Raw genomic sequence first — 22264 nt, 5'->3', positions numbered from 1 at the left:
ATGCGCAGTGCGGTCCTGGTGGATCCGGTGGGAAACTGCTTGGCTGGGGCGATGACCACTGACAAGCCTCGTGAACCAGCAGCCGGACAGCACGCCGACGAACCACACCAAGAAGGGCTCGCCCAACGGCTGAACTGGCTGCGCGCCGGCGTTCTAGGCGCCAACGACGGGATCGTGTCGGTCGCGGCCATCGTTGTCGGCGTCGCGGGAGCCACAGCTGCGACGGCTCCGATCCTGACCGCGGGTATCGCCGGCCTGGTCGGCGGTGCCGTGTCGATGGCGCTCGGCGAATACGTCTCGGTGAGCAGCCAGAGCGACAGCGAAAAGGCTTTGATCGCCAAGGAGGTGCGGGAACTGGCGGAGATGCCCGAGCAAGAACTCGAGGAACTCGCCGGAATCTATATGTCGAAGGGGTTGGCCCCGGAAACCGCCAAGCAGGTCGCGATCGAACTCACCGCACACAATGCGCTGGCCGCGCATCTGTCGGCCGAGCTTCATATTGATGCGGGCGATGTGGTGAGCCCCTGGCATGCCGCCGGCGCGTCGGCCGCGGCGTTCACGATCGGCGGCATCCTGCCGTTGTTGGCAATTCTGCTGCCGCCCGCTTCGATTCGTGTTCCGGTCACGTTCGTCGCGGTGCTACTGGCGCTTGCCCTGACCGGTGCGGTCGCGGCTCGCATCGGCGGAAGTTCAACTGTTCGGGCCACGCTGAGGGTTGTGATCGGAGGAGCGATCGCGCTCATCGCCACGTTCCTGATCGGCTCGCTGCTGGGCAGTACGGGCATCGTGTAGCGCTCAGACGTTTCGTCGCGATCATGTTCCGCTCTGTGTCACTCTGTTGCGAATCGCACACGGGTGTCGGAACGCGTGAAAACCGTCGGATACGCTCCCAGTAACGGCACCTTTGGAGGGAACCCGATGACTGGTTGGCGACTGCGTGACTTTCACCCTGACGACCTCGATGGCATTCTTGCGCTCTGGGAAGAGCTGAAGGCCAACGGTACCGAGCCCGTCTACGGACTTTCCGAGGTGCTGGCGTCGTGTGAGAAGGATGACGCGGTGGTCGCCGTGGTCGGCGATAAGGTCGTCGGCGCGGCGGTGGGGCGGGCCGCCCACGCGCAGGGCTGGATCGTCTTTCTCGCCACGCTCGAGGCCTGGCAGAGCCGGGGCATCGGCTCGTCACTGCTCATGGCACTCGAGGCGAAGATGTCGCCGCACGGGCTGTCGAAGCTGTCGGCACTGATGCCCGACACCGAATCGCGCGTCGACGCCTTCCTCAGCCGGGGCTTCGAGGTAAAGCAGAACCTGCGCTATTTCGAGCGGCATATCCCGGTGCAGCGCGAGGAACTACGTCTGCTCGGCGAGCTCGGCGGACGTGTTCTGCCGCGTGATCTCTGGGACAACGTGGGCGGCATGATCGCCGAGAAGGAACTGCTGGAGCGCCGCCTCGTCATGCCGCTGGCCCAAGCCCAGCTCGCCGAGCAATTCGGTGTGGCCCCGCCGCGTTCGGTTGTGCTGTTCGGCCCGCCCGGCACGGGCAAGACCACGTTCGCCAAGGCCATCGCCTCGCGCCTTGAATGGTCATTCGTTGAGGTGTTCCCGTCTCGATTGGCCGCCGACCCGCGCGGCCTCGCGGGTGCGCTGCGCGAAACGTTCCTCAAAATCTCGGAGCTCGAGCATGCGGTCGTGTTCATCGACGAGGTCGAAGAGATTGCCGCTCAGCGTTCGGGTGAGCCGCCGTCGGCCATGCAGGGCGTCACGAACGAGCTGCTCAAGATCATTCCGGCGTTCCGCGATCAACCCGATCGGCTGCTGGTCTGTGCGACGAACTTCATTCGCGCCCTCGACTCGGCCTTCTTGCGGCACGGTCGATTCGACTACGTGATTCCGATCGGGTTGCCGGATGCCGCGGCTCGGCGCTCCATTTGGGAACGCTACATTCCCACCGCGACCCGCGGCACCGTCGACCTCGACCAGCTGGTCGAATCGAGCGAGGGCTTCTCGCCGGCCGACATCGAGTATGCCGCCCGCAAGGCGTCGCAGAACGCGCTCGAGAACGCGGTCTACCCGGGCGGCAGCGGGCCGACGCAGACCGGGCCGGAGACGGCGGACTATGTGGATGCGATCTCGTCGACCCGCACGACGGTGTCGGCCGAGCAGGCGGCCGAGTTCCTCGAAGACATCGAGAGCCTCGCGCGACTGTAGCCACATCGGCGCGCGTTCCGCGGTAGACCGAGACTGCCGACGCGACTAGCGTGACAAGCATGCGAGCCACGGGCTGTGGGGCGGATTCATGACGGGCGCAGCGCCCGATTCGGGTAGCGGGCGGCCCAGCGGGAGCCGCTGGATCAAGCGGGCAGCGCGGGGAAGCGCCAAGCCGGTCACCGTCGTGCTCGGTGCCTATGGCACCGAGTATGCGATCTACGGCACCGTGCTCGTCAGCGCGTTGATTGCCGTCGGATGGAAGTTCGACACTGACTTCGAGGTGTTGCTGTTCACCCTCGGAACCGTAGTGGTGTTCTGGATCGCGCACATCTACTCAGGCGTCGTGGCGAACAACGGATCCGTGGAGGCGCGCAACCTGACGCTCGGGAAGCTGATTTTGAATTCGGCCCGACATTCCATCGGAATGGTGCTCGCGATGCTCGTGCCGGCACTCTTCCTCCTGCTTGCCGCGGCGCGTGGGCTGGACGAGTACGTCGCCTATTACATCGCACTGTGGGCCGGCGTTGCCACCCTCGCCGTCCTCGGCTACTGGAATTCAGTGAAACGGGGCAACAGGTGGGCGCGCCGAATTCTCAACGCGGCGATCACGGCGTCGCTCGGCGTCGGGATCATCTGGCTCAGCTATCTGGTGCACTGATACCTGGTGCACTGATACCTGCCGCCCCGCGCCCCGCGCACACGAGAACAGGGCGTGAAGTCGCGCAGATGACCCTTCCCGAGCGGCGGGAAGGGTCATCTGCGCGACCTCATGGCTCACCGACGCACCAGAATTGACTGATGCAGAGTTTTTACCGCGGAATGACGCCGACCTCGCGCGGGGTTGTCGCGTCGGTCGTCGCCTCGGCCCTCTTCGCGGTGCTTTATGCGCTGCCCGGAATGCTCACGGTGCTGTCGCCGACCGAGATCTTCGCCTGGCGCGTGGTCGTCACGGTACCCGTGCTCACCGTTCTGGTCGTGGCGATCGGTGAGTGGGCCGACGTGCGGGGGATTGCCCGGCGCATCCGTCAGACCCCCTTGCTTGCCGGGCTTCTCGTGGCGGATGCCGCACTTCTGGGCGTGCAGATCTGGCTCTTCGGGTGGGCGCCGCAGACAGGGCATGGCCTCGACGTGGCGCTCGGCTACTTCCTGATGCCACTGATGATGGTGCTCGTGGGCGTGACGCTGCACCGTGAGCGGCTCAGCAGGCTGCGGATTGCGGCTGTCGCGGCCGCCGCGATCGGCGTCATATTCGCGCTACTGGCCGGGGGCGGGATCGGGTGGTCGACGGTCGTGGTGGCCCTCGGCTATCCGATCTACTTCACGATTCGGCGGGCGGCGCGCATCGACAGCACCGGGGCTCTCTGGTTCGAACTGGTGATTCTGCTCGTGCCGAGTATTGTGTTTGCCGCGCAGCCCGCGTCGCTGGCGGTTGTCGCTGCACACACCGAGTTGATCGTGCCGGTGCTGTTGCTGGGTGTCATCAGCGCGGTCGCGCTTGTCGCCTACATTCTCGCCACCCGGCTGCTGTCCTTCAGCCTGTTCGGCTTGCTCACCTACGTCGAGCCGGTGCTGCTCGTGGTGGTCGCGGTCGTGGTGCTCGGCGAGGGCGTTTCGCCCAGCCAGGTACCCACCTACCTCGCGATCCTGGTGGCGATCATTCTGCTCATGGTCGAGGGCGCGGCGCCGCGCCGACCGGATGCCGCTCCCAACTGATCCCCGCTGCGTGCGTGCTCGAGGGGCAGTTTCAGGTCGCCGCGACTCGGATAGGATTCAGGCAGGCCGGGGTGACGAATCCGGTCCGACACAAATCGAGCCGAAACAGAAATTCATGTGTCGGGCGCAAACATCGGGGGACATCCGTGACCATCTCACACTCAGCACTGTGGCAACAACTGTGCGCTCTTCTCGTCGAGGATGCCCGACTCGGGCAGACCGTCGGGGATTACCTGGCCGACCCCGACGCGTACTTCGCGGCTCATGAGGATGACCTGCTGCAGCGTGGAATCGAGGAGGCCGAGGAACTCAACGCGTGGCTGGTCGTTGTCGACTGGCTGGAGTCGAACGAGATGTTGATCGAGCTCGACTGGAGTGCAGATTCCGATGAGCTGGTGGAGGAGCTGCAGGGCCTGACGCAATTTCCGGACGAGCAGTTCGACGCGTCATTCGAGCCGGCCACCGAACTCGTTCCCGCACTGACCGACGTCGACGCGATGCTCCAGACGCGCGGAATGCACCTGCTCTACCTCGACATCGACTCGGATTCCTACCCGCTCGTTTTGGTGCCCAGCGCCAACGCCGAGCCCATTCGCGACGTCGCGGCTCAGCTGGGACAGCACGTTGAACTCCCGGGCCGCAGCGACAACGGCTGGACGCTGCGGGCGCTCCGCGGCTGAGCCTCGCTCCGTCTCGAGCCGGTCACTGCTCACGGCGTGCCGGTGGTTAGTCGCGCAGGTCGTACACGCGCTTGAGTTTTCCCTCACTGCGGGGAAGTGTGCCGGGCTCGTCAAGCCGCACCGTCACGGTGCAACCGATCTGCTCTTTTACCAGGCGGGTCAGGAGCATCCGTGCCGACTCGCTTTCCGAGCTGCTGCGGGCCGGATGCCGTTCGACACGCACCGTGAGTTCGTCGAGGTGCACGGGGCGGGTGAGCTCGAGAACGAAGTGCGGGGTGAGATCGTCGATGCCGAGCACGAGTTCTTCGATCTGGGTCGGGAAGAGATTGATGCCGCGCACGATGATCAGGTCATCGTTGCGCCCGGTGATCTTCTCGATTCGGCGCATCCCGGGCCGCGCGGTTCCGGGAAGAAGTCGGGTGAGATCGCGGGTGCGATAACGGATGACCGGGAACGCCTCCTTGGTCAGCGATGTGAAGACGAGTTCTCCACGCTGGCCGTCCGGCATCCGTTGCCCGGTCTCGCCGTCAATGATCTCGGGCAGAAAATGGTCCTCCCAGATGTGCGGACCATCTTTGGTCTCGAGGCATTCGTTGCCGACGCCGGGGCCCATGACCTCACTCAAACCGTAGATGTCGAGCGCGTCGATGTTCAGTCGGTGCTCGAGTTCGCGGCGCATCTCGTTGGTCCACGGCTCGGCCCCGAGCACCGCAACGCGCAGGCTCGTCGACCGCGGGTCGACGCCCGCCGCCTCCATCGCATCGGCGATGGTCAGCAGATAGCTCGGCGTGCACAGGATGGCATCCGGCTCAAAGTCGCGAATGAGCTGAACTTGCCGGGCCGTCTGCCCGCCCGAGACCGGAATGACCGTTGCACCGAGCGCCTCGATGCCGGCATGGGCACCGAGGCCGCCGGTGAACAGGCCGTAGCCGTAGGCGTTATGCACTTTCATTCCCGCACGGATGCCCGAGGCGCGCAGCGAGCGGGCTACGAGCGCACCCCAGGTGTCGAGATCGTGCTTCGTGTAGCCGACGACGGTCGGACGGCCGGTCGTGCCCGACGACGCGTGGATGCGCGCAACCTCGCTCATCGGAACCGCGAACATGCCGAACGGGTAGGTCTGACGCAGGTCTTCCTTCGTTGTGAATGGCAGTCTGGCCACATCTTCGAGTGAGCGGATGTCATCGGGATGCACCCCCGCAGCGTCGAACTTTGCCGTGTACAGCGGCACGTTGGCGTAGGCATGCCTGACCGTCCAGCGCACACGGTCGAGTTGGAGCGCCTCGAGCTCGTCACGGCTGAGCCGCTCGGCCGGGTCGAGTTCGTGGGGGAGTGGAGCGCGCAGTACGGGTGTCGACGGTGACACGAGAGTCCTTTCGACGTGATCAGGCGCGTGCGGGGTGGGCGCGGTTCGTGGAGAAGCTGCGTCCGCGGAATTCGGCTATGGCCACGCCGTTGTCGTCGACCACCGAGACGTCGTAGAGTCCGGTGCGGCCGCTGCGCACGCGGCGCACGGCCGTGGCAGTGAGCGTCTGGCCGGCGTGGGTCGGCGCCAGGAAGGTGATGTCGGCGCCGGCGGCAACGGTGACCGACGCATCTTCGTTGCAGGCGATCGCGAACGCCGTGTCGGCGAGGGCAAAGACGAGACCGCCATGCGTGATCTGGAACCCGTTTGTCATATCGTCGCGCACCAGCATCGAGACCACGGCATGCCCGGGGTCGTCGCGCAGAACTACCATGCCGAGGGCGGCGGAGGCCCGATCGTGCTGCATCATCGAGCGGTTGGACGCGGCGGGCTCGGATTCCGGCGTTCTGGCTTTCTGGGTGCCGGTGCTCTGCGTGCCCGGGCTCTGCGTGCTGTTGCTCTGCGTGCGCGTCATCGATTCTCCTCGCTGAGTCGAGTGCCGCTGCGGGGGTCGTAGCCGCAGTGTGCACTGACTCTAGCGCATACTGAACGAACGGTCAGTGTTGAATTGCGACGGCCGCGCGCAAGCCTGAGTGACCGGGGCAGCGGTGTGCTCGTCGGTGGGCGGTTGCCCGGCCGGCGCGATTCAGGCGGGGTCCCCGCCCGCGCCGCGCAGGTGAGCCAACTGTGTGCGCACGGAGGCCTCGGCGGCGAAGCGCACCGCGGCATCCGTGTCGGCGTAGACGATGTCAGTGACCTGCTCGGCCGTGGCCTGCGGCCCCAGCGCAGTCAGTGCGGCGCGCACCTCGTCGAGACGCTGGCGGCGGTGCGCGAGGTAGGCGGTGCCGACGACGGCCAGGTCGGGCAGGGTGGGGCCGTGTGCGGGAAGCACCGTGGCGGGCCCGAGCGCGCGCAGGGTTTCGAGCGAGTGCAGGTAGTCGGTCAGCGTGCCGTCGGGGTAGCCGATGATTGTGGTGCCGCGCCCGAGGATGGTGTCGCCGGTGAGCACCGAACCGGCCGGGCCGTCATCCGGCAGGAAGAAGCACACCGAGTCGGCCGTGTGGCCCGGTGTGTGCACGACACGGATGCGGGTGCCCGCCGCCTCGATCAGCTCGCCGTCGGTGAGAGGGTCGCCGCCGATGCAGAATGCGGGATCGAGCGCGCGTACCGGGGCTCCGGTGAGGCGGGCCAGTGCAGCGCTGCCCGCGGTGTGGTCGACATGGTGGTGCGTGATGAGCACGAGTTGCACCCGGCCCGCCGCGGCGAGAGCGGCGAGGTGGCCCGCATGATCCGGGCCCGGGTCGACGATCACGACGGGCGCACTCGCCGCCTCGGTGCCGGCAGACGCCGAGATGAGATAGGAGTTTGTGCCTTCCAGCGTCATCGGCCCGGCGTTGGGGGCGAGCAGGCGGCGGGTGAGCGTGCTCGTACGGATGCCGGGCAGGGGGTTGGTCGTGGCGTTGTCGTGCATGATTCGCAGCCTAGCGTTCGAGTGTCGGACCCGGGACCCGGGGCTAGTCTGGGCGGATGGGCAGATCGTCGCGCGGGTGGGCGCAGCGCGGATGCAGAGAGTAGGCGACGCGATGACGCACGAGGCGGATGCGGTGGAACCCGACGCGACCCCCGGGTACCCGGGCGGCGTGGTGAGGCCCCGGTCGGAAAGTGCCGAGTCGGGGCATCCGGAATCGCTGTCTGCCGAGCGGGAGGACGACGACTCGGCTGCTGCAGCTCACCTCGTCGCTGCCACCGTTGTACTGCTGCGTGATGGGGCCCTGGGCCTGGAGGTGCTGCTTCTGGAGCGACCGCGGGACCGTGGTTCGTTTGCCGGGGCCTGGGTGTTTCCGGGCGGACGGATGGACGAGGGCGACCACCGGCCCGGCGACCCCGCCGAGATCGGCGAAGAAGAGCTCGCCCGGCGGGCCGGAGTGCGCGAGACCCGCGAGGAGACCGCGCTGCTGGTGGATGCCGACTCCGTAGTGACAACGGCCGTGTGGTCGCCGCCCGCCGCCGCACCGAAGCGGTTTCGCACCTGGTTCTATTGGGCGGCTGCACCCGCCGGAGAGGTCGTGCTCTCGGCCGACGAGATCATCGATTCGGCGTGGCTGCGACCCGCGCGCGCCTTGGAATTGCATGCGGCCGGCACGCTGCTACTCGTTCCGCCCACCTGGGTCACACTTCAGGCGCTGACCGCATTCGCCACGGCGGAGGCCGCGCTGACCGAGGCACGAAATACCGCAGTGCAGCATTATGCGACACGGATCGCCGCGCCGAGTCGCGGCTCGGTGCTGCTGTGGAACGGCGACGTCGCCTACGCCGACGACGCGCTGTTTGAGGCGGATGGCGGGCGACATCGGCTTGATTATGGTGCGCTGCCCTGGCGGTACACTCAGCGTGGCCGTTGAGACGCCGGCGAGAGTGCGGCGGATGCAGGTTAGGCCGACATCGGAACCGGCAGTGCGGTTGAACGACGTGGACGTGACGCGAGGTAGATTGCCTCATTGAGGTAGTTCTGCACGATGGCGGCGCCGATCGGTCCAAGCAGGAAGATCAGCAGAAATGCGTTACTGCGGCTCAGCAGCTTGTGAGTGACCACGTCGACGCTGACGGAGAACTTCCACTGCCACCAGATATTCACGAACGGAACGAGCAGCAACCAGGCAGTGGGGATTCTGTCGACATTCGTCTGGTTCATTTCATTCTTGGTCTTCACAAACCACACCAGTGAGTAGATGCCGAACGTGATCAACGGCACCAGCAGTACCGCAGCCGGACTGCGTCGTTTCATGAAGATTCCCCTTCGAATCGTTTGCACCTTCAGCCTAGGCAGGTCGACGCAGAAGCGCCCGTGATTTTTCGCCCCCAACCAGGGGTATTCTTTTTGGCTACGGTGCTCACTCGGAGACGGTTTGACCGGCGGTGTGGCGAGGGTCTCGACGGGCTCGACTGGCGAGGTGGGCTCGCCTGGATCGGTGATCGAGCGTGTCGAGATCTGGCGGGGGTCTCGACGGGCTCGACCAACGGAGGGGGTTTGACCGGCGGGGAGGGTTTGACCAGCGGGGAGGGTTTGACCGGCGGTCTGGCGAGGGTCTCGACGGGCTCGACTGGATCGGTGATCGAGCCTGTCGAGATCTGGCGAGGGTCTCGACGGGCTCGACCAGCGGAGTGGGCTCGACCAGCGGGGAGGGCTCGCCTGGCGACGTGGGCTCGCCTGGATCGGTGATCGAGCCTGTCGAGATCTGGCGAGGGTCTCGACGAGCTCGACCAGCGGAGGTGGGCTCGACCAGCGGCGGCGGCTCGACCAGCGAGGTGGCTCGGCACACGGTGAGAAGCGGTTGACGCACGCGGCCGCGCGTGAGAACCTTGGCAGAACGAACGGTCAGTAAGTTCGCGAACGAGGCAATGGAGCTATGGCGGAAGCGTTTGTGATTGACGGAGTGCGCACTCCGATCGGACGATACGGCGGCGCGCTGGCAAGCGTGCGCCCCGACGATCTGGCTGCACTCGTGATTCGCGAACTCGTCGCCCGCACCGGCATCGACCCGGCCGCCATCGACGACGTGATCTTCGGTGCCGCGAACCAGGCCGGCGAAGACAATCGCAACGTGGCTCGCATGGCCGGACTGCTCGCAGGCCTACCCGTGACCGTGCCGGGCATCACCGTGAACCGACTCTGCGCATCCGGCCTCTCGGCTGTGCACCTGGCCGCCGCGATGGTGAAATCCGGCGAGGCCGATCTCGTGATCGCCGGCGGCGTCGAGTCGATGACCCGCGCGCCCTGGGTGCTGGCCAAGCCCGAGAAGGCGTTCGGCAAGCCGGGCGAATTCGTCGATTCGACACTCGGTTGGCGGTTCGTGAACCCCGAGATCGCCGCCCACGAGCAGTGGACGTTCAGCATGCCCGAGACCGGCGAAGAGGTGGGTGTGCGCGAGGGCATCAGCCGAGCGGATGCCGACGCGTTTGCCCTGCGCTCCCACCAGCGAGCTGTCGCGGCGGCCGCGTCGGGTCACTTCGACGATGAAATCGTGGCGGTTCCGACCCCGACCGGCAGCGTGAGCGTGGATGAGGGTCCCCGTGCGAACACCTCGACCGAGGTGCTCACCGGCCTGCGGCCTGTCGTGCGCGGCGGCAGCCTGGTCACGGCCGGGAACGCCTCGTCGCTGAATGACGGGGCGGCATCCGTTCTGATTGCCAGCGAACGCGCCGTTGCGCGCTTCGGCCTCACCCCACGCGTGCGGGTTGTCGGCGGAGCGAACGCCGGCGTCTCGCCCGAGGTGATGGGCCTTGGCCCGGTGCCCGCCGTGCAGAAACTGCTCGATCGCACCGGTCTCGGCGTGCCCGATCTGGCCGCCATCGAACTCAACGAGGCGTTCGCCACGCAGGCGCTCGCCGTGATGCGCCGGCTCGGCCTCGACGACGCCACCGTCAACGCCGAGGGTGGCGCGATTGCGCTCGGCCACCCGCTCGGCGCCTCAGGCACGCGCATACTGGTGACATTGCTCGGCCGGATGCGCCGTGAGGGCGCCCGGCGCGGACTCGCCACGATGTGCGTCGGGGTCGGCCAGGGCGCGGCCCTTCTCGTGGAAGGCGTGTGATGAGCAGCGAACCCGGCAGCGACACACGCAGCGAACAGGAACGCGAGCCGAGCGCCGAGACGAGCCCCGAGACGAGCCCCGAGCTGGGCGCCGAGTCGACGCTGTGCGTCGTCGTCGACCGGGCCGACCGCATCCAGATCAGCCTCAACCGGCCAGCCGTGAAGAACGCGATCAACGGCCAGATGATCGACGAGCTTCATGCGCTCTGCGCCGAGCTCGAGCAGAACCCGCGCATTCTGATTCTGACCGGCTCGAACGGGGTCTTCGCCTCGGGTGCCGACATCGCCGAGCTGCGCGAGCGCCGCCGTGACGACGCGCTCGCCGGGATCAACTCGGAGCTGTTCGTACGACTGGCCGCACTGCCGCTGCCCGTGATCGCCGCGATCGACGGTTGGGCGCTCGGCGGCGGCGCCGAGCTGGCCTACGCAGCCGACTTTCGACTCGGCAGCACGGCACTGCGGATCGGCAATCCAGAGACGAGCCTGGGCATCGCGGCCGCGGCGGGTGCCAGCTGGCGGCTCGTCGAGCTGGTGGGGGAGCCGCTCGCGAAAGAGATCCTGCTGGCCGGGCGCATTCTGAACGCCGCGGAGGCGCTCGCGGTGCGCCTGGTCACGGAGGTGCACGAGCCCGATGCCCTGGAGGCCGCAGCCCATGCCCTCGCCGACCGGATTGCAGCCCAGGATCCGCTTGCGTTGCGCTACACGAAGCAGCTGATCCACGCGCCGCGGGAGGCTCACCCCGCGGTGGACAACGCCGCGCAAGCCGTGCTGTTCGAGTCGGCGCAGAAATTTGCGCGGATGACCGCCTTTCTCGATCGGAAGAAGCAATGAACGGGGTTGACCTGCTCGCCGGTGCGACTGCTCCCGCCGCCGTCGGCGTGGTCGGCGGCGGACGGATGGGCGTCGGAATCGCGCACGCCTTTCTGCTGGCCGGCGCCCGCGTGCAGATTCTCGAACGCGACGACCGGGCTGCGGCGCACGCCGAGCAGGCGCTCGCCTCCGCGGTGCGACAGAGCGTCACCCGCGGCACCACGGAACGCGGCGAAGCAGAGCTCCTGGCCGACAGCGCGGTGACAATCGACATCACCGCCCTGGCCGACGCCAATCTCGTCGTCGAGGCCGTGCCCGAAGACCTCGCCCTGAAGACCGACATGCTCCAGCGCATCGAAGCCGTACTCGCGCCCTCGGCCTGGCTCACCTCGAACACGTCGTCGCTGTCGATCACGCTGCTGGCCGCCCCCTTGCGCCGGCCCGAGCGCTTTCTGGGCCTGCACTTCTTCAATCCGGTGCCGAGCTCGACGCTCGTCGAGATCGTGCAGGGTGAACGCACGAGCGAGGCGGCCGTTGACGCCGCCCGCAACTGGGTGCACATGATCGGTAAGAACCCGATCGTGGTTCAGGATTTCCCCGGATTTGCGAGCTCGCGGCTCGGTGTCGTGATCGCGCTCGAGGCCATCCGCATGCTCGAAGACGGTGTCGCGACGGCCGCCGACATCGACACGGCCATGGTGCAGGGCTACAAGTTTCCGGTCGGCCCGCTGCGGCTGACCGACATGGTCGGACTCGACGTGCGGCTCGGCATCGCCGAATACCTGCACGGCACGCTCGGCGAACGATTCGCCCCGCCCCCCCTGCTGATCGAGATGGTTGCGGCCGGAAAGCTCGGCCGAAAATCGGGCGAGGGGTTCTTCAGCTGGCCGGATTGACGGGCCCGGGCGTCCGTCGCGATCGCGCTCCGCGGCATCCGTCTCATCGAACGCACGTCACTCTCGCATTTCGCGTCACCACGCTTCACCGGAAGGAACCCTGATGTCCATTCAGCAGACCGAGGCCGACACGCTCGACCACGCCCGCCCGACTGCCCCTCTGCTGCCCAGCTACGTGAGTGGCGAATGGTGGCTGCCGGAGTCCGGCAGCCCCACCCGCGACGCGTCGACGGGGGAGACCGTGGCGATCGTGGGCTCCGACGGGCTTGATCTGGCCGGCGCGGTCGACTATGCACGCACGGTCGGGCAGCACAGCCTCGGCCAACTCACCTTTCACCAGCGGGCCCTCGTGCTCAAAGCACTCGCGTTGCACCTCACCGCGGCCAAAGCGGAGCTGTACGCGCTGAGCGCCAGAACCGGCGCGACCACACGCGACTCGATGGTCGACATCGACGGCGGCATCGGGGTGCTGTTCAGCTACGGTTCGAAGGGGCGCCGGGAACTGCCGAACGCCCAGGTCGTCGTCGACGGGCCGCCCGAGAACCTCGCCGCGGATGGCTCGTTTGGCGGGCAGCATCTCTACACCCGCAAGCCGGGCGTGGCCTTTCAGGTGAACGCCTTCAACTTTCCGGTCTGGGGCATGCTCGAAAAGTTCGCCCCCGCCTTCCTCGCCGGGGTGCCGAGCATCGTCAAACCGGCCACACCCACGGCCTTTCTGACTGAGGCTTGCGTGCGCATGATGGTCGAGTCCGGCCTGCTTCCGGCGGGCTCGCTGCAACTCGTCTGCGGGTCGGTGCGCGGTTTCCTCGACCTGCTAGATCTGCGCGACAGCGTCGGCTTCACCGGCTCGGCCTCGACGGCGCGGGCGCTGCGTGAAGACCCCGCGGTCATCGCCGGCGGCGTCAACCTGACCTGCGAAACCGACTCGCTCAACGCGGCAATCCTGGGACCGGATGCCGAGAGCGGCACCCCGGAATTCGACGCGTTCGTCGCCTCCGTCGCCACCGAGATGACATCGAAGGCCGGGCAGAAATGCACGAGCATCCGCCGCGTCATCGTGCCGCGGGAGCGCATCGCTGATGTCGTGCAGGCGGTCGCTGCCCGCATCGAATCACGGCTTGTGCTCGGCGACCCGCGCGTTGCGGGAGTCACGATGGGACCCCTCGCGAGCGTCGAACAGAAGGCCGAGGTGCGCAAGAGCGTGGCCGCGCTGATCGAAGGAGGCGGCACCGTGGCTTGGCGCAGCCGCGCCGAGCGTTCGGTCGCCTACGCCGATGGCACCGTCGGTGAGGCCGGCGAGGCGTTCCTCGCCCCGGTGCTGCTGAGTTTTGACGACTCGGATGCGGCAGCCGTGCACGAGATCGAGGCCTTCGGTCCGGTCGCCTCGGTGATCGGTTACGACAGCGTTGCCGACGCCGTGCGCCTGGCGAATCGGGGCGGCGGCTCGCTCGTTGCGACGATCGCGAGTGCTGATCCGGCCGTGGTGGCGGAGCTTTTTGCGGGCATCGCGCCGTTCCACGGTCGGGTGCTCGTGCTTGACCGGCATAACGCGCGCACGAGCACCGGGCATGGTTCGCCCGTGCCGCACCTCGTGCATGGAGGACCGGGGCGCGCCGGCGGTGGGGAGGAGCTGGGCGGTATCCGTTCGGTGTTGCACTACATGCAGCGCACGGCCGTGCAGGGAACGCCGGCCTCGCTCACCGCGTTGACCGGTCAGTGGCGGGCGGGGGCGCCGAGTGTGACGGACGGGGAGCATCCGTTCCGGAAGACGCTGGCGCGACTGAAAATCGGCGACGCGGTCGCCTCGGGACTGCGCGAGGTAACGCTCGACGACATCGCGCACTTCGCTTCATTCACGGGTGACACGTTCTACGCACACACGGATGAGGCGGCCGCCGCGGCGAATCCGTTCTTTCCCGGCCGGGTGGCGCACGGGTACCTGCTGCTGTCATTCGCGGCCGGACTCTTCGTCGACCCCGAGCCGGGGCCGGTGCTGGCGAACTCCGGCCTGGAAAATCTGCGGTTCATCACTCCCGTGTCGCCCGGCGACAGCGTGCGTGTCACGCTCACAGCCAAGCAGATCACCCCGCGTGAGACGGAGGAATACGGCGAGGTGCGCTGGGATGCCGTGCTGCAGAATCAGCGTGACGAGATCGTGGCGACCTACGACGTGCTGACCCTGGTGGCGAAGGAGTAGCCACCCTGCGACCACGGCGGCGCGTGCCCTGACCGCGGGGTGCTGACTATCCGCTGAAGCTCACGTCTTTCGTCTGGGAGACGCTGGCGATCCGACCGGGCGCGTCTTGGTATTGCCAGTAGAGATTGATGTGTGCGATTGTCACCTCGGGCGGCGGGGCGCCCCAGGCGGTCAGATCGTTCGTCGTGTGCGCGTCGCCGACGAGGATGACGTCGAAACCGCGGGTAAACGCGCCGTGGATGGTGGAACGGATGCAGGCATCCGTTTCAGCGCCGGTCACGATCAACCGGCCCACGCCGGCGTCGGCCAGCACGTCCGCCAGGTCGGTGCCTTCGAATGAATTGCCGTACTGCTTGTGCACCAGGGGCTCCGGTTCGTGGCGGGCAAGCTCGCTCACGTACTGCCACGCTTCGCTTCCCGGTTCCATCTCTTCGGACGAGTGTTGCACCCAGACGATCGTCACGCCCTCGTCTCGTGCCTTCTCAACCAGTGTGCTGATATTCGCAACGACCGCATTCCGTCGATAAGCCTCACCGACGACACCGTTCTGCACGTCGATGACGACGAGTGCGGTGTTCGGCCGGTCGTGCAGGGTAGTCATGACGGTCTCCGTGGTCGGGGCGGTAACTCTGCCCCGTCACGATATGCCGATCCACCGCACTCTGCCACAGGTTGTGCACAGAGGGTCAGTGCCGGTCGTGCACCCGCAGGCCGTTGAAGGCGACCGTGATGACGTCGTCGGCGAGTTGGTCGGCGGTGAGTGGGCCTCCCGGCTTGTACCACTCCACGATCGAGTTGATCATGCCGAAGAGCAGGCGCGTGGTCGTGCGCGCATCGACATCCGCTCGCAGCGTGCCGTCGGTGCGGGCCTGCTCGACGAGTGTCGAGATCGCGTTGTCGAACGCGCGGCGGCGGGCGAGGGCATGCCGTTCCAGTTCGGTGTTACCGCGCAAGCGCAGCAGCAGCGTCACGTAGGGCAGTTCGGCGGTCAAGACGCGCACCGCACCGCGCAGCACGAACGTGAGACGCTCGTCGGCGGCGCCCTCCCGGGCACCGGGCAGGGCCAGGATGCCTTCCAACTCGCCCAGCGCACGCTCGAGTGCCAACCGCAGCAGGTCTTCCTTGCCGCTGACGTGATAGTAGACAGCCGACTTGCTGGTGCCGAGTCGCTCGGCCAGGAGCCCCATCGATGTGGCGTCGTAGCCGTAGTCGTTGAAGGCGGCGACCGCAATTTCGAGCACGGCGGGTAGGTCGTAGGGGGAGCGGCCGGCGCGTCCGTTGCCGCCGCCGACAATGCCCGTGCCGGTCCCTGTTCCGGGGGCCAGTCCTGATTCTGCTGAGTGTTTCATTTGCACCCGACTCTAGTCGACCGCACTGCTTGCCTCGGTTAGAGTGGCGTGGTAGTTTTACTGAACGATCGGTAAGTATGCGTTGACGGCGGAGGCTCCTCGAGGGCCTCCCGGTGGCAGGGAGGCCCCATGGACATCCGCTCATCTGGTGAGCCTGAACTGACCCGGGCTGCTCCTGAAGACGTTGCCGCGGTTGAGGGCGCTGCCGCTGCTGAAGGCGCTGCCGCTGCCGAAGATGCTGCCGCGGGCGAGCGCGCCTTTGACGCGATCATCGCCGCCGACAGCCGGGTCGAACCGACCGACTGGATGCCGGAGGGCTACCGGAAGACGCTCGTGCGGCAGATTTCGCAGCACGCACACTCCGAGATCATCGGCATGCAGCCCGAGGGCAACTGGATCACGCGCGCACCCAGCCTCAAGCGCAAGGCGATTCTGATGGCCAAGGTGCAAGACGAAGCCGGCCACGGGCTCTACCTCTATTCGGCCGCGCAGACCCTCGGGGTCGATCGCGAGACCATGTTCGACCAACTGATCACGGGTAGCGCCAAGTACTCGTCGATCTTCAACTACCTCACCCCGACCTGGGCCGACATGGGCTCAATCGGTTGGCTCGTCGACGGTGCCGCGATCTGCAATCAGGTGCCGCTGTGCCGGGCTTCGTATGGTCCGTATGCGCGGGCGATGGTGCGCATTTGCAAGGAAGAATCGTTCCACCAGCGCCAGGGCTTCGAAATTCTGCTCACACTGTCGAACGGTTCGGCCGCGCAGAAGGCGATGGCCCAGGAATCCGTGAACCGCTGGTACGCCCCGGCGCTGATGATGTTCGGGCCGCCCGACGGGGATTCTCCGAACTCTCGCCAGAGCATGGCCTGGAACATCAAGCGCTTCAGCAACGATGACCTGCGGCAGCGTTTCGTCGACATGATCGTGCCGCAGGCCGAGATCCTCGGCCTCACCCTGCCCGATCCGGCGATCGCCTGGAACGAGGAGCGCGGGCACTACGACTTCGGCGAGCTGGACTGGGCCGAGTTCCATGAGGTTCTCGCCGGCCGCGGCCAGGCCAATGCGGTGCGGGTTGCCCGCCGCCGCGCCGCCCACGAGGGCGGGGCGTGGGTGCGCGAGGCCGCGCGGGCGTATGCCGACAAGCAGGCTGCGGCATCCGTGAATGACACCGAGTTTGAGGCCGCCGAAACCCGGCACGTCGCAGAGAGGATCGCCTCATGACCAGCCCCGGAGATTCCGGCACGCGCGAACAATGGCCACTGTGGGAGGTCTTCATTCGCTCGTCGCGGGGGCTGTCCCACGTGCATGCCGGTTCGCTGCACGCGCCCGACGAGATCATGGCCGTGCGCAACGCCCGTGACCTCTACACCCGTCGCGGCGAGGGCGTCTCAATCTGGGTCGTGCCAGCCTCGGCTATCACCGCGTCGGACCCGGATGCGAAGGGTCAATTTTTCGAGTCGGCCCAGGGCAAGGATTACCGTCACGCCACGTATTACACGGCCTCCGAAACGGTGCCACACCTATGAGTGCCCCCGTCTCGCACCTCAGTGACCGGGCGGTTGTCACACCCGAGTCCATCGCGGACCGCGTCTCGCAGTCCACTCTCGTGGCGTCGGATGCCGTTGCCGAGTATGCACTGGGCCTCGGCGATGATGCCCTGATTCTCGCCCACCGGCTCGGTGAATGGATCGCCAACGCCCCCGAGCTCGAAGAGGATGTCGCGCTCGGCAACATCGGCCTCGACCTGCTCGGGCATGCGCGCAGCCTGCTCACGTATGCCGGATCGGCCGGGGGTCACAGCGAAGACGACCTGGCCTACTTTCGCGGCGAGAGCGAGTTTCGCTGCCGCCAACTGTTCGAACAGCCCATCGGCGATTTCGGGCAGACGATCGCGCGCCAGTTCATCGCCTCGATCTATTTCGACCTGCTCTATCGGCAGCTTGTTGGATCGACCGACGAGATGCTCGCGGCGATCGCCGCCAAGGCCGTGAAAGAGGTCGACTATCACCTTGACCACAGCATCCAATGGTTGCTGCGGCTGGGGCTCGGCACCGAGGAATCCCGCTTTCGAATGCAGCGCGGGCTCGACGCGATGTGGCCGTTCGTCGATGAACTTTTTCGTTCGGATGCCGGTGTGGCCGGCGTCGATGCTGCTGCCGGAGCCGATTCGGCACGTTCGGACACGGTACGTTCCGACTCGGCACAGGGAGACCCCACCGCGCTGGTCGGCATCGCCGCCGACCTCGAGGGGATGCGCGCCGAATTCGAGACACGATCTGTGTGGCATATCGAGCAGGCCGGTCTCAGCGTTCCCCGCACTCCTCCGGCCCGCGGAGGTGGCCGCCGGGGAGTGCACTCCGAAGCGTTCGGGCCGCTTCTCGCCGAGATGCAGGTGCTGGCTCGCGCTCACCCCGGAGCATCATGGTAGCCACCGACACACGCATGGCCGTCGACCAGTCAGCGACTGAGAAGTCATCGACTGAGCGCGCCGAGGCTGAGCGCGCCGAGGCTGAGCGCGCCGCCCGGCCGATCCCGGTCGACGCGGCATCCCGCGCGGCCTGGGAGATCGCGGCGACCGTCTGCGACCCCGAAGTTCCGGTACTCACAATCGAAGACCTCGGCGTCTTGCGCCGGGTGACCGTGCTCACTGATGCGGTGGGGCTGCCCACTGCGGTCGAGGTCGAGATCACCCCCACCTATTCAGGCTGTCCGGCAGTCGATGCCATCCGTGACGACGTCACCGCTGCGCTCACCCTGCACGGCTACCGGAACGTCACGGTCACCATGGTGCTTGCTCCGGCCTGGACCACGGACTGGATGAGCGAGGCCGGCCGCACCAAGCTCGAACAGTTCGGCATCGCGCCGCCCCAGCCCCGCGACGCGGGGGGACCGGTCAGTCTGGGGCTCGGCATCCGGTGCCCGCACTGCGGCTCGCTGCACACGCGCGAACTCTCCCGTTTCGGATCGACCTCGTGCAAGGCGCTCTATGTCTGCCAGCGCTGCCAGGAACCGTTCGACTACTTCAAATCCCACTGATCGAGGAACACCCACGATGCCCCTCCCCAGCACCCCTTCCGCACAGCCCGCAACGGATGCGGCGGCCTCCCCGGCAACGGATGCCGCGGCATCCGCCGGCACCCTGACTCCCGTCCTCACGACTCGGCGTCGCGCCCGCTTTCACAGCCTGCAGGTGGCCCGGGTGCGTGCGCTCACGACCGACTCGATCGAGGTCACGTTTGCGGTGCCCGACGCGCTCGCCGGCAGCTACGACTACGCGCCGGGTCAGTACATCGCGATTCGCACGTCGCTCGGCGGTGAGGAACTGCGGCGCAGCTACTCGATTTGCCAGGCGCCTGTGCAGGGCGAGCTCAAGGTCGCCATCAAACGTGACCTCGGCGGACTCTTCTCAACCTGGGCGATCGAGAACCTCGCACCCGGAATGTCGATCGATGTGATGAGCCCCGAAGGCGCGTTCACGGCGCAGGTGCGTGTGCACGCGCATCCGCACTATGTGGCGATCGCGGCCGGCTCGGGAATCACTCCGGTGATGGCTCTGATCGAAAGCACGCTCGCCGCCTCACCCCTCTCACAGTTCTCACTCGTCTATTCCAACCGCACCGCCATGGACACGATGTTTGTCGATGAGCTGGCCGATCTGAAGGATCGTTACCCGACACGGCTCGCGCTCTATCACGTGCTCACGCGGGAACGCCGCAGCTCAGAATTGCTCTCGGGCCGGTTGGATGCCGACAAGGTGCGCACCATTCTCGATGCGCTGATTCACCCGAGCGACGTCGACGAATGGTTCATCTGCGGTCCGTTCGACCTGGTGCAGCTCTGCCGCGACACCCTCGCCGACCTCGGCGTCGATGTGTCGGCCATCCGTTATGAGCTGTTCACAACCGGTCGTCCCGAGAACCCGGGCGGGCAGTCCGGACGCCCGGTCGTCGTCAACGCCGACGACGAGGTGCACACCATCACGTTCCGACTCGACGGCACCACGGCCACCGTCACGAGCCCGGTGCACAGCAACGAGAGCGTGCTCAACGCTGCGCTGCGGGTGCGCGGCGACGTGCCGTTTGCCTGCGCCGGCGGTGTCTGTGGCACGTGCCGTGCCGTGCTCACCGAGGGCACCGTCGAGATGGTCGAGAACTATGCACTCGAGCCCGACGAGCTCGCGCGCGGTTTTGTGCTCACCTGTCAGGCCATTCCCACCAGTAAGAGGGTGAGCGTGAATTACGACGCTTAAGCTTCAATCACGTGGGCATCGGGCGTCTCCTTCACATTGGGCGCTGTCGTCTCTAGAACTGTCGTTTTCGCCGCCCCGACCGCCCGGGGCAGGCACCACCGTGATTCACATTCTCGTCCGACCCACCGACACAGCCAGGAGACCACATGCCCGTCGAGCTCACCCTCACCGGCGACACCGCCGAGATCGTGCTGAACAACCCGTCGAAGTTGAACGCGCTCGACGAGAGCGCGATCGCCGAGTTGTCGGCGGCGCTCACCCGCGCCGAGCAGGCCGGCGTGCGGGCGGTGCTGCTGCGCGGCGAGGGCCGGGCGTTCTGCACGGGGCGTGACATCTCGGCCGTAGATCCTGCGACGGATGACGCGCGCGGCTACCTCGACACCGTGGTCACCCCACTGTTGCGCCAGCTCGCCGCGTTCCCTGCGCCGACGTTCGCCGCGGCATCCGGGGCCTGTCTCGGCGTCGGCCTGGGGCTCTTGATCGCCACGGATGTTGTCTATCTCGGCGAATCGGCCAGGATCGGTTCGCCGTTCGCCACCCTCGGCGCCACCCTCGACTCGGGCGGTCACGCACTGTTTGTGGAGCGTCTGGGCGCGCACCGCACACTCGACCTCATCTACACGGCCGAGCTGATGCGCGGGACCGAGGCGGTGGCGGCCGGGCTTTTCAGCAGGGTGGTTGCGGATGCCGAGCTTCTTGAGTTCACTCGGGAGCGTGTGACCCGGGCGGCACAGGGCGCGACTGAGGCGTTCCTCGCGAGCAAGCGGCTCGTCGCCCAGGTGCGGGATGACCGCGTCGGACTCTGGGAGTCACTCGCAGCCGAGAATGCAGCGCAGGGCGAGCTCAGTGCCAGTGCCGACTACAGCGAGGGCTTCGCAGCGTTCCAGCAGAAGCGCCGCGCGGTTTTCACCGGCGGTCGCGCGGATCGCACGTAGCCGAACCGGTACCGTCGCCGAACCGGTACCGTCGCCGTTGCCGAAACAGGCTGAGGTGCCGGTTTGTACAACACAGGCCGGATTGCAGAGTGGTGGAGCAGAATGCTTGTTTTCGCTGCGTGAACGGATGCGTCGCCGCGCCGGACGCCCGTTTGCCTGGAGCCTACGCGACCGGATGCGCCTGGTCGGCCTCCGCCAGCTCGACCGGCTGCCCCGAGGCGATCGACTCGAGGGCGGCGCGCGCGATGCGCACGGCGATTACGCCATCCGCTGCGCTGACCCGGGGCACGAGCTCGCCGCGGATGCCCTGCACGAATTCGCGCAACTGGGTGAGGTAGGGGTCTTCGGACGCGACGGAGCCAGACGGTGATTCTGACGACGAGCCGGGCTGCGCCTCGTGCCGAGAGTCGTGTTGGATCGCGCCCGTCGTTCCGACGAGTGAGAACGTCGTGCTGAAGGGGGTTCCCGGCGCCCCCCAGATTCCGGTGACCGAGCTGATTGCGCCCGAGGCATGCGTGAGAATGACCTGTGCCGAGGTGACCGACGAACCAACGATTGCCGGTGAGCGGACGGCGTACACGCGCGTGACCGGCCCCGAAATCCAGGTCGCGGCATCGAAGTCATGGATCATCAGATCGAGAACCACGCCGCCCGAGCGTTGCTCGTCGGCGAACCATGGCGCCCAGCTCGGAAATTCACCCACGCGACTGAAACGCGCGAGCGAGACCTGGCCGATCGCGCCCGCATCCACCGACTGCTTGGCCTGCAGATATTCGGGGAAGAACCGCACCACGTGTGCCGGGTAGAGTGGCACCCCCGCCGCGGACGCTCGCGCGCTGATCTGCTCGGCCTCGAGTGCGGTAAGCGCGAGTGGCTTCTCGCAGATGATCGCGACGCCCGCGTCGATGCCGGCAGTGATCAGCTCCGGATGCGTCGGCGTCGGGGAACAGACGTCCAGCACGTCGCAGGAGGCGAGCAGCGCCTCAACACTGTCGCAGGCCGTCGCGCCGAAGTCGTCGACGAGATTCTGGGCTCCGCGCGGCGAATAGGCGAAGAGCTGCACGCCGAGCTCGCGCCAGGCTGCGGCGTGCGTCTGGCCCATGCCGCCGGATCCGACGATGCCCACGCGAAGGTCTGGAAAGTTCATTGTTGAACCCTAGTCCCGAATGCCGCGCGTGGTGGAGACGTGTAGTCGTGCGTGAGGTCGCGCAGATGACCCCTCGCGGGCCGG

At 67.0% G+C, this 22264-nt stretch carries 23 protein-coding genes; 16 read left to right on the top strand and 7 right to left on the bottom strand.

The window, feature by feature from the left end:
• Positions 1-51: 51 nt before the first annotated feature.
• From HNR05_RS11645 to HNR05_RS11625, 5 genes are all read left to right on the top strand, one after another.
• On the top strand, positions 52-792 hold the full coding sequence (locus HNR05_RS11645) for a VIT1/CCC1 transporter family protein (RefSeq protein ID WP_179579165.1): 741 nt from the start codon (positions 52-54) through the stop codon (positions 790-792).
• Between the two features lie 126 nt (positions 793-918).
• The gene (locus HNR05_RS11640; RefSeq protein ID WP_179579164.1) at positions 919-2205 is read left to right on the top strand and encodes an ATP-binding protein; all 1287 of its coding nucleotides are present in this window, start codon (positions 919-921) and stop codon (positions 2203-2205) included.
• Between the two features lie 88 nt (positions 2206-2293).
• The gene (locus tag HNR05_RS11635; RefSeq protein WP_179579163.1) at positions 2294-2863 is read left to right on the top strand and encodes a hypothetical protein; all 570 of its coding nucleotides are present in this window, start codon (positions 2294-2296) and stop codon (positions 2861-2863) included.
• Between the two features lie 140 nt (positions 2864-3003).
• Positions 3004-3918 carry an EamA family transporter RarD gene (rarD, locus tag HNR05_RS11630; protein WP_218868880.1) on the top strand — a complete coding sequence of 305 codons (915 nt, stop codon included), beginning with the start codon at positions 3004-3006 and terminating at the stop codon, positions 3916-3918.
• 146 nt (positions 3919-4064) lie between these two features.
• Positions 4065-4598: a DUF6630 family protein gene (locus HNR05_RS11625; RefSeq protein ID WP_179579162.1), complete on the top strand. Its 534-nt coding sequence runs from the start codon at positions 4065-4067 to the stop codon at positions 4596-4598.
• Positions 4599-4644: 46 nt separating this feature from the next.
• On the opposite strand, the gene paaK is transcribed toward HNR05_RS11625, so the two are convergent.
• The 3 genes from paaK to HNR05_RS11610 all read right to left on the bottom strand — a co-directional run bounded on the left by paaK (position 4645) and on the right by HNR05_RS11610 (position 7474).
• A complete protein-coding gene (gene paaK / locus HNR05_RS11620; protein WP_179579161.1) occupies positions 4645-5964 on the bottom strand; it encodes a phenylacetate--CoA ligase PaaK in 1320 nt (439 codons plus the stop codon).
• Between the two features lie 19 nt (positions 5965-5983).
• The gene (gene paaI, locus HNR05_RS11615) at positions 5984-6478 is read right to left on the bottom strand and encodes a hydroxyphenylacetyl-CoA thioesterase PaaI (protein WP_179579160.1); all 495 of its coding nucleotides are present in this window, start codon (positions 6476-6478) and stop codon (positions 5984-5986) included.
• A gap of 171 nt (positions 6479-6649) precedes the next feature.
• Positions 6650-7474, bottom strand: coding sequence for an MBL fold metallo-hydrolase (locus HNR05_RS11610; protein WP_179579159.1), 825 nt, complete (start codon positions 7472-7474; stop codon positions 6650-6652).
• Positions 7475-7586: 112 nt separating this feature from the next.
• Here HNR05_RS11610 and HNR05_RS11605 point away from each other — a divergent pair, with 112 nt between their 5' ends.
• A complete protein-coding gene (locus tag HNR05_RS11605) occupies positions 7587-8405 on the top strand; it encodes an NUDIX hydrolase (RefSeq protein ID WP_179579158.1) in 819 nt (272 codons plus the stop codon).
• A 29-nt stretch (positions 8406-8434) separates the two neighbouring features.
• Here the strand turns inward: HNR05_RS11605 and HNR05_RS11600 are convergent, their stop codons facing one another.
• Positions 8435-8788 carry a DUF4234 domain-containing protein gene (locus HNR05_RS11600; RefSeq protein ID WP_179579157.1) on the bottom strand — a complete coding sequence of 118 codons (354 nt, stop codon included), beginning with the start codon at positions 8786-8788 and terminating at the stop codon, positions 8435-8437.
• A gap of 622 nt (positions 8789-9410) precedes the next feature.
• On the opposite strand from HNR05_RS11600, the gene HNR05_RS11595 reads away from it, so the two are divergent.
• The 4 genes from HNR05_RS11595 to paaZ all read left to right on the top strand — a co-directional run bounded on the left by HNR05_RS11595 (position 9411) and on the right by paaZ (position 14497).
• On the top strand, positions 9411-10595 hold the full coding sequence (locus tag HNR05_RS11595) for an acetyl-CoA C-acyltransferase (RefSeq protein WP_179579156.1): 1185 nt from the start codon (positions 9411-9413) through the stop codon (positions 10593-10595).
• The gene (locus tag HNR05_RS11590; protein ID WP_179579155.1) at positions 10595-11425 is read left to right on the top strand and encodes an enoyl-CoA hydratase/isomerase family protein; all 831 of its coding nucleotides are present in this window, start codon (positions 10595-10597) and stop codon (positions 11423-11425) included. The genes HNR05_RS11595 and HNR05_RS11590 overlap by 1 nt, the downstream gene beginning before the upstream one ends.
• Positions 11422-12300 carry a 3-hydroxyacyl-CoA dehydrogenase family protein gene (locus tag HNR05_RS11585; RefSeq protein WP_179579154.1) on the top strand — a complete coding sequence of 293 codons (879 nt, stop codon included), beginning with the start codon at positions 11422-11424 and terminating at the stop codon, positions 12298-12300. The genes HNR05_RS11590 and HNR05_RS11585 overlap by 4 nt, the downstream gene beginning before the upstream one ends.
• 103 nt (positions 12301-12403) lie before the next feature.
• Positions 12404-14497 carry a phenylacetic acid degradation bifunctional protein PaaZ gene (paaZ, locus tag HNR05_RS11580; protein ID WP_179579153.1) on the top strand — a complete coding sequence of 698 codons (2094 nt, stop codon included), beginning with the start codon at positions 12404-12406 and terminating at the stop codon, positions 14495-14497.
• Positions 14498-14543: 46 nt separating this feature from the next.
• On the opposite strand, the gene HNR05_RS11575 is transcribed toward paaZ, so the two are convergent.
• Both HNR05_RS11575 and HNR05_RS11570 read right to left on the bottom strand, forming a co-directional pair.
• Positions 14544-15098, bottom strand: coding sequence for an isochorismatase family protein (locus HNR05_RS11575; protein WP_179579152.1), 555 nt, complete (start codon positions 15096-15098; stop codon positions 14544-14546).
• Positions 15099-15183: 85 nt separating this feature from the next.
• Positions 15184-15846, bottom strand: coding sequence for a TetR/AcrR family transcriptional regulator (locus HNR05_RS11570; RefSeq protein ID WP_179579151.1), 663 nt, complete (start codon positions 15844-15846; stop codon positions 15184-15186).
• Between the two features lie 129 nt (positions 15847-15975).
• Here HNR05_RS11570 and paaA point away from each other — a divergent pair, with 129 nt between their 5' ends.
• From paaA to HNR05_RS11540, 6 genes are all read left to right on the top strand, one after another.
• Complete coding sequence (paaA, locus tag HNR05_RS11565) at positions 15976-17070, top strand: 1,2-phenylacetyl-CoA epoxidase subunit PaaA (RefSeq protein WP_179579150.1); 1095 nt, start codon at positions 15976-15978, stop codon at positions 17068-17070.
• A complete protein-coding gene (gene paaB / locus HNR05_RS11560) occupies positions 17067-17375 on the top strand; it encodes a 1,2-phenylacetyl-CoA epoxidase subunit PaaB (protein ID WP_179579149.1) in 309 nt (102 codons plus the stop codon). The genes paaA and paaB overlap by 4 nt, the downstream gene beginning before the upstream one ends.
• Complete coding sequence (gene paaC / locus HNR05_RS11555; RefSeq protein ID WP_179579148.1) at positions 17372-18277, top strand: 1,2-phenylacetyl-CoA epoxidase subunit PaaC; 906 nt, start codon at positions 17372-17374, stop codon at positions 18275-18277. The genes paaB and paaC overlap by 4 nt, the downstream gene beginning before the upstream one ends.
• The gene (paaD, locus tag HNR05_RS11550) at positions 18271-18885 is read left to right on the top strand and encodes a 1,2-phenylacetyl-CoA epoxidase subunit PaaD (RefSeq protein ID WP_246318394.1); all 615 of its coding nucleotides are present in this window, start codon (positions 18271-18273) and stop codon (positions 18883-18885) included. The genes paaC and paaD overlap by 7 nt, the downstream gene beginning before the upstream one ends.
• Before the next feature lie 16 nt (positions 18886-18901).
• Positions 18902-20098, top strand: coding sequence for a 1,2-phenylacetyl-CoA epoxidase subunit PaaE (gene paaE, locus HNR05_RS11545; protein WP_179579147.1), 1197 nt, complete (start codon positions 18902-18904; stop codon positions 20096-20098).
• Between the two features lie 146 nt (positions 20099-20244).
• The gene (locus HNR05_RS11540; RefSeq protein ID WP_179579146.1) at positions 20245-21033 is read left to right on the top strand and encodes an enoyl-CoA hydratase/isomerase family protein; all 789 of its coding nucleotides are present in this window, start codon (positions 20245-20247) and stop codon (positions 21031-21033) included.
• A 163-nt stretch (positions 21034-21196) separates the two neighbouring features.
• On the opposite strand, the gene HNR05_RS11535 is transcribed toward HNR05_RS11540, so the two are convergent.
• Positions 21197-22180 (bottom strand): Gfo/Idh/MocA family protein, encoded by a 984-nt coding sequence (locus HNR05_RS11535; RefSeq protein WP_179579145.1) that lies wholly within the window; start codon positions 22178-22180, stop codon positions 21197-21199.
• Positions 22181-22264 lie beyond the last annotated feature (84 nt).

This window comes from Leifsonia psychrotolerans (assembly GCF_013410665.1).
Taxonomy (GTDB): domain Bacteria; phylum Actinomycetota; class Actinomycetes; order Actinomycetales; family Microbacteriaceae; genus Cryobacterium; species Cryobacterium psychrotolerans_A.
Note: the sequence above shows the minus strand (reverse complement) of the source record. Positions and strands in the feature narration are given on the sequence as shown.

Bases quoted from the DNA above. Each gene is read 5' to 3' on its own strand.
- HNR05_RS11600 (WP_179579157.1), bottom strand. From the start codon at position 8,788: ATGAAACGACGCAGTCCGGCTGCGGTACTGCTGGTGCCGTTGATCACG.
- HNR05_RS11640 (WP_179579164.1), top strand. From the start codon at position 919: ATGACTGGTTGGCGACTGCGTGACTTTCACCCTGACGACCTCGATGGC.
- HNR05_RS11585 (WP_179579154.1), top strand. From the start codon at position 11,422: ATGAACGGGGTTGACCTGCTCGCCGGTGCGACTGCTCCCGCCGCCGTC.
- HNR05_RS11595 (WP_179579156.1), top strand. From the start codon at position 9,411: ATGGCGGAAGCGTTTGTGATTGACGGAGTGCGCACTCCGATCGGACGA.
- HNR05_RS11575 (WP_179579152.1), bottom strand. From the start codon at position 15,098: ATGACTACCCTGCACGACCGGCCGAACACCGCACTCGTCGTCATCGAC.
- HNR05_RS11540 (WP_179579146.1), top strand. From the start codon at position 20,245: ATGCCCGTCGAGCTCACCCTCACCGGCGACACCGCCGAGATCGTGCTG.
- paaE (WP_179579147.1), top strand. From the start codon at position 18,902: ATGCCCCTCCCCAGCACCCCTTCCGCACAGCCCGCAACGGATGCGGCG.
- HNR05_RS11535 (WP_179579145.1), bottom strand. From the start codon at position 22,180: ATGAACTTTCCAGACCTTCGCGTGGGCATCGTCGGATCCGGCGGCATG.
- paaD (WP_246318394.1), top strand. From the start codon at position 18,271: ATGGTAGCCACCGACACACGCATGGCCGTCGACCAGTCAGCGACTGAG.
- paaB (WP_179579149.1), top strand. From the start codon at position 17,067: ATGACCAGCCCCGGAGATTCCGGCACGCGCGAACAATGGCCACTGTGG.
- HNR05_RS11645 (WP_179579165.1), top strand. From the start codon at position 52: ATGACCACTGACAAGCCTCGTGAACCAGCAGCCGGACAGCACGCCGAC.
- rarD (WP_218868880.1), top strand. From the start codon at position 3,004: ATGCAGAGTTTTTACCGCGGAATGACGCCGACCTCGCGCGGGGTTGTC.
- paaZ (WP_179579153.1), top strand. From the start codon at position 12,404: ATGTCCATTCAGCAGACCGAGGCCGACACGCTCGACCACGCCCGCCCG.
- HNR05_RS11610 (WP_179579159.1), bottom strand. From the start codon at position 7,474: ATGCACGACAACGCCACGACCAACCCCCTGCCCGGCATCCGTACGAGC.
- paaA (WP_179579150.1), top strand. From the start codon at position 15,976: ATGGACATCCGCTCATCTGGTGAGCCTGAACTGACCCGGGCTGCTCCT.
- HNR05_RS11570 (WP_179579151.1), bottom strand. From the start codon at position 15,846: ATGAAACACTCAGCAGAATCAGGACTGGCCCCCGGAACAGGGACCGGC.
- HNR05_RS11635 (WP_179579163.1), top strand. From the start codon at position 2,294: ATGACGGGCGCAGCGCCCGATTCGGGTAGCGGGCGGCCCAGCGGGAGC.
- paaI (WP_179579160.1), bottom strand. From the start codon at position 6,478: ATGACGCGCACGCAGAGCAACAGCACGCAGAGCCCGGGCACGCAGAGC.
- paaC (WP_179579148.1), top strand. From the start codon at position 17,372: ATGAGTGCCCCCGTCTCGCACCTCAGTGACCGGGCGGTTGTCACACCC.
- HNR05_RS11590 (WP_179579155.1), top strand. From the start codon at position 10,595: ATGAGCAGCGAACCCGGCAGCGACACACGCAGCGAACAGGAACGCGAG.
- HNR05_RS11605 (WP_179579158.1), top strand. From the start codon at position 7,587: ATGACGCACGAGGCGGATGCGGTGGAACCCGACGCGACCCCCGGGTAC.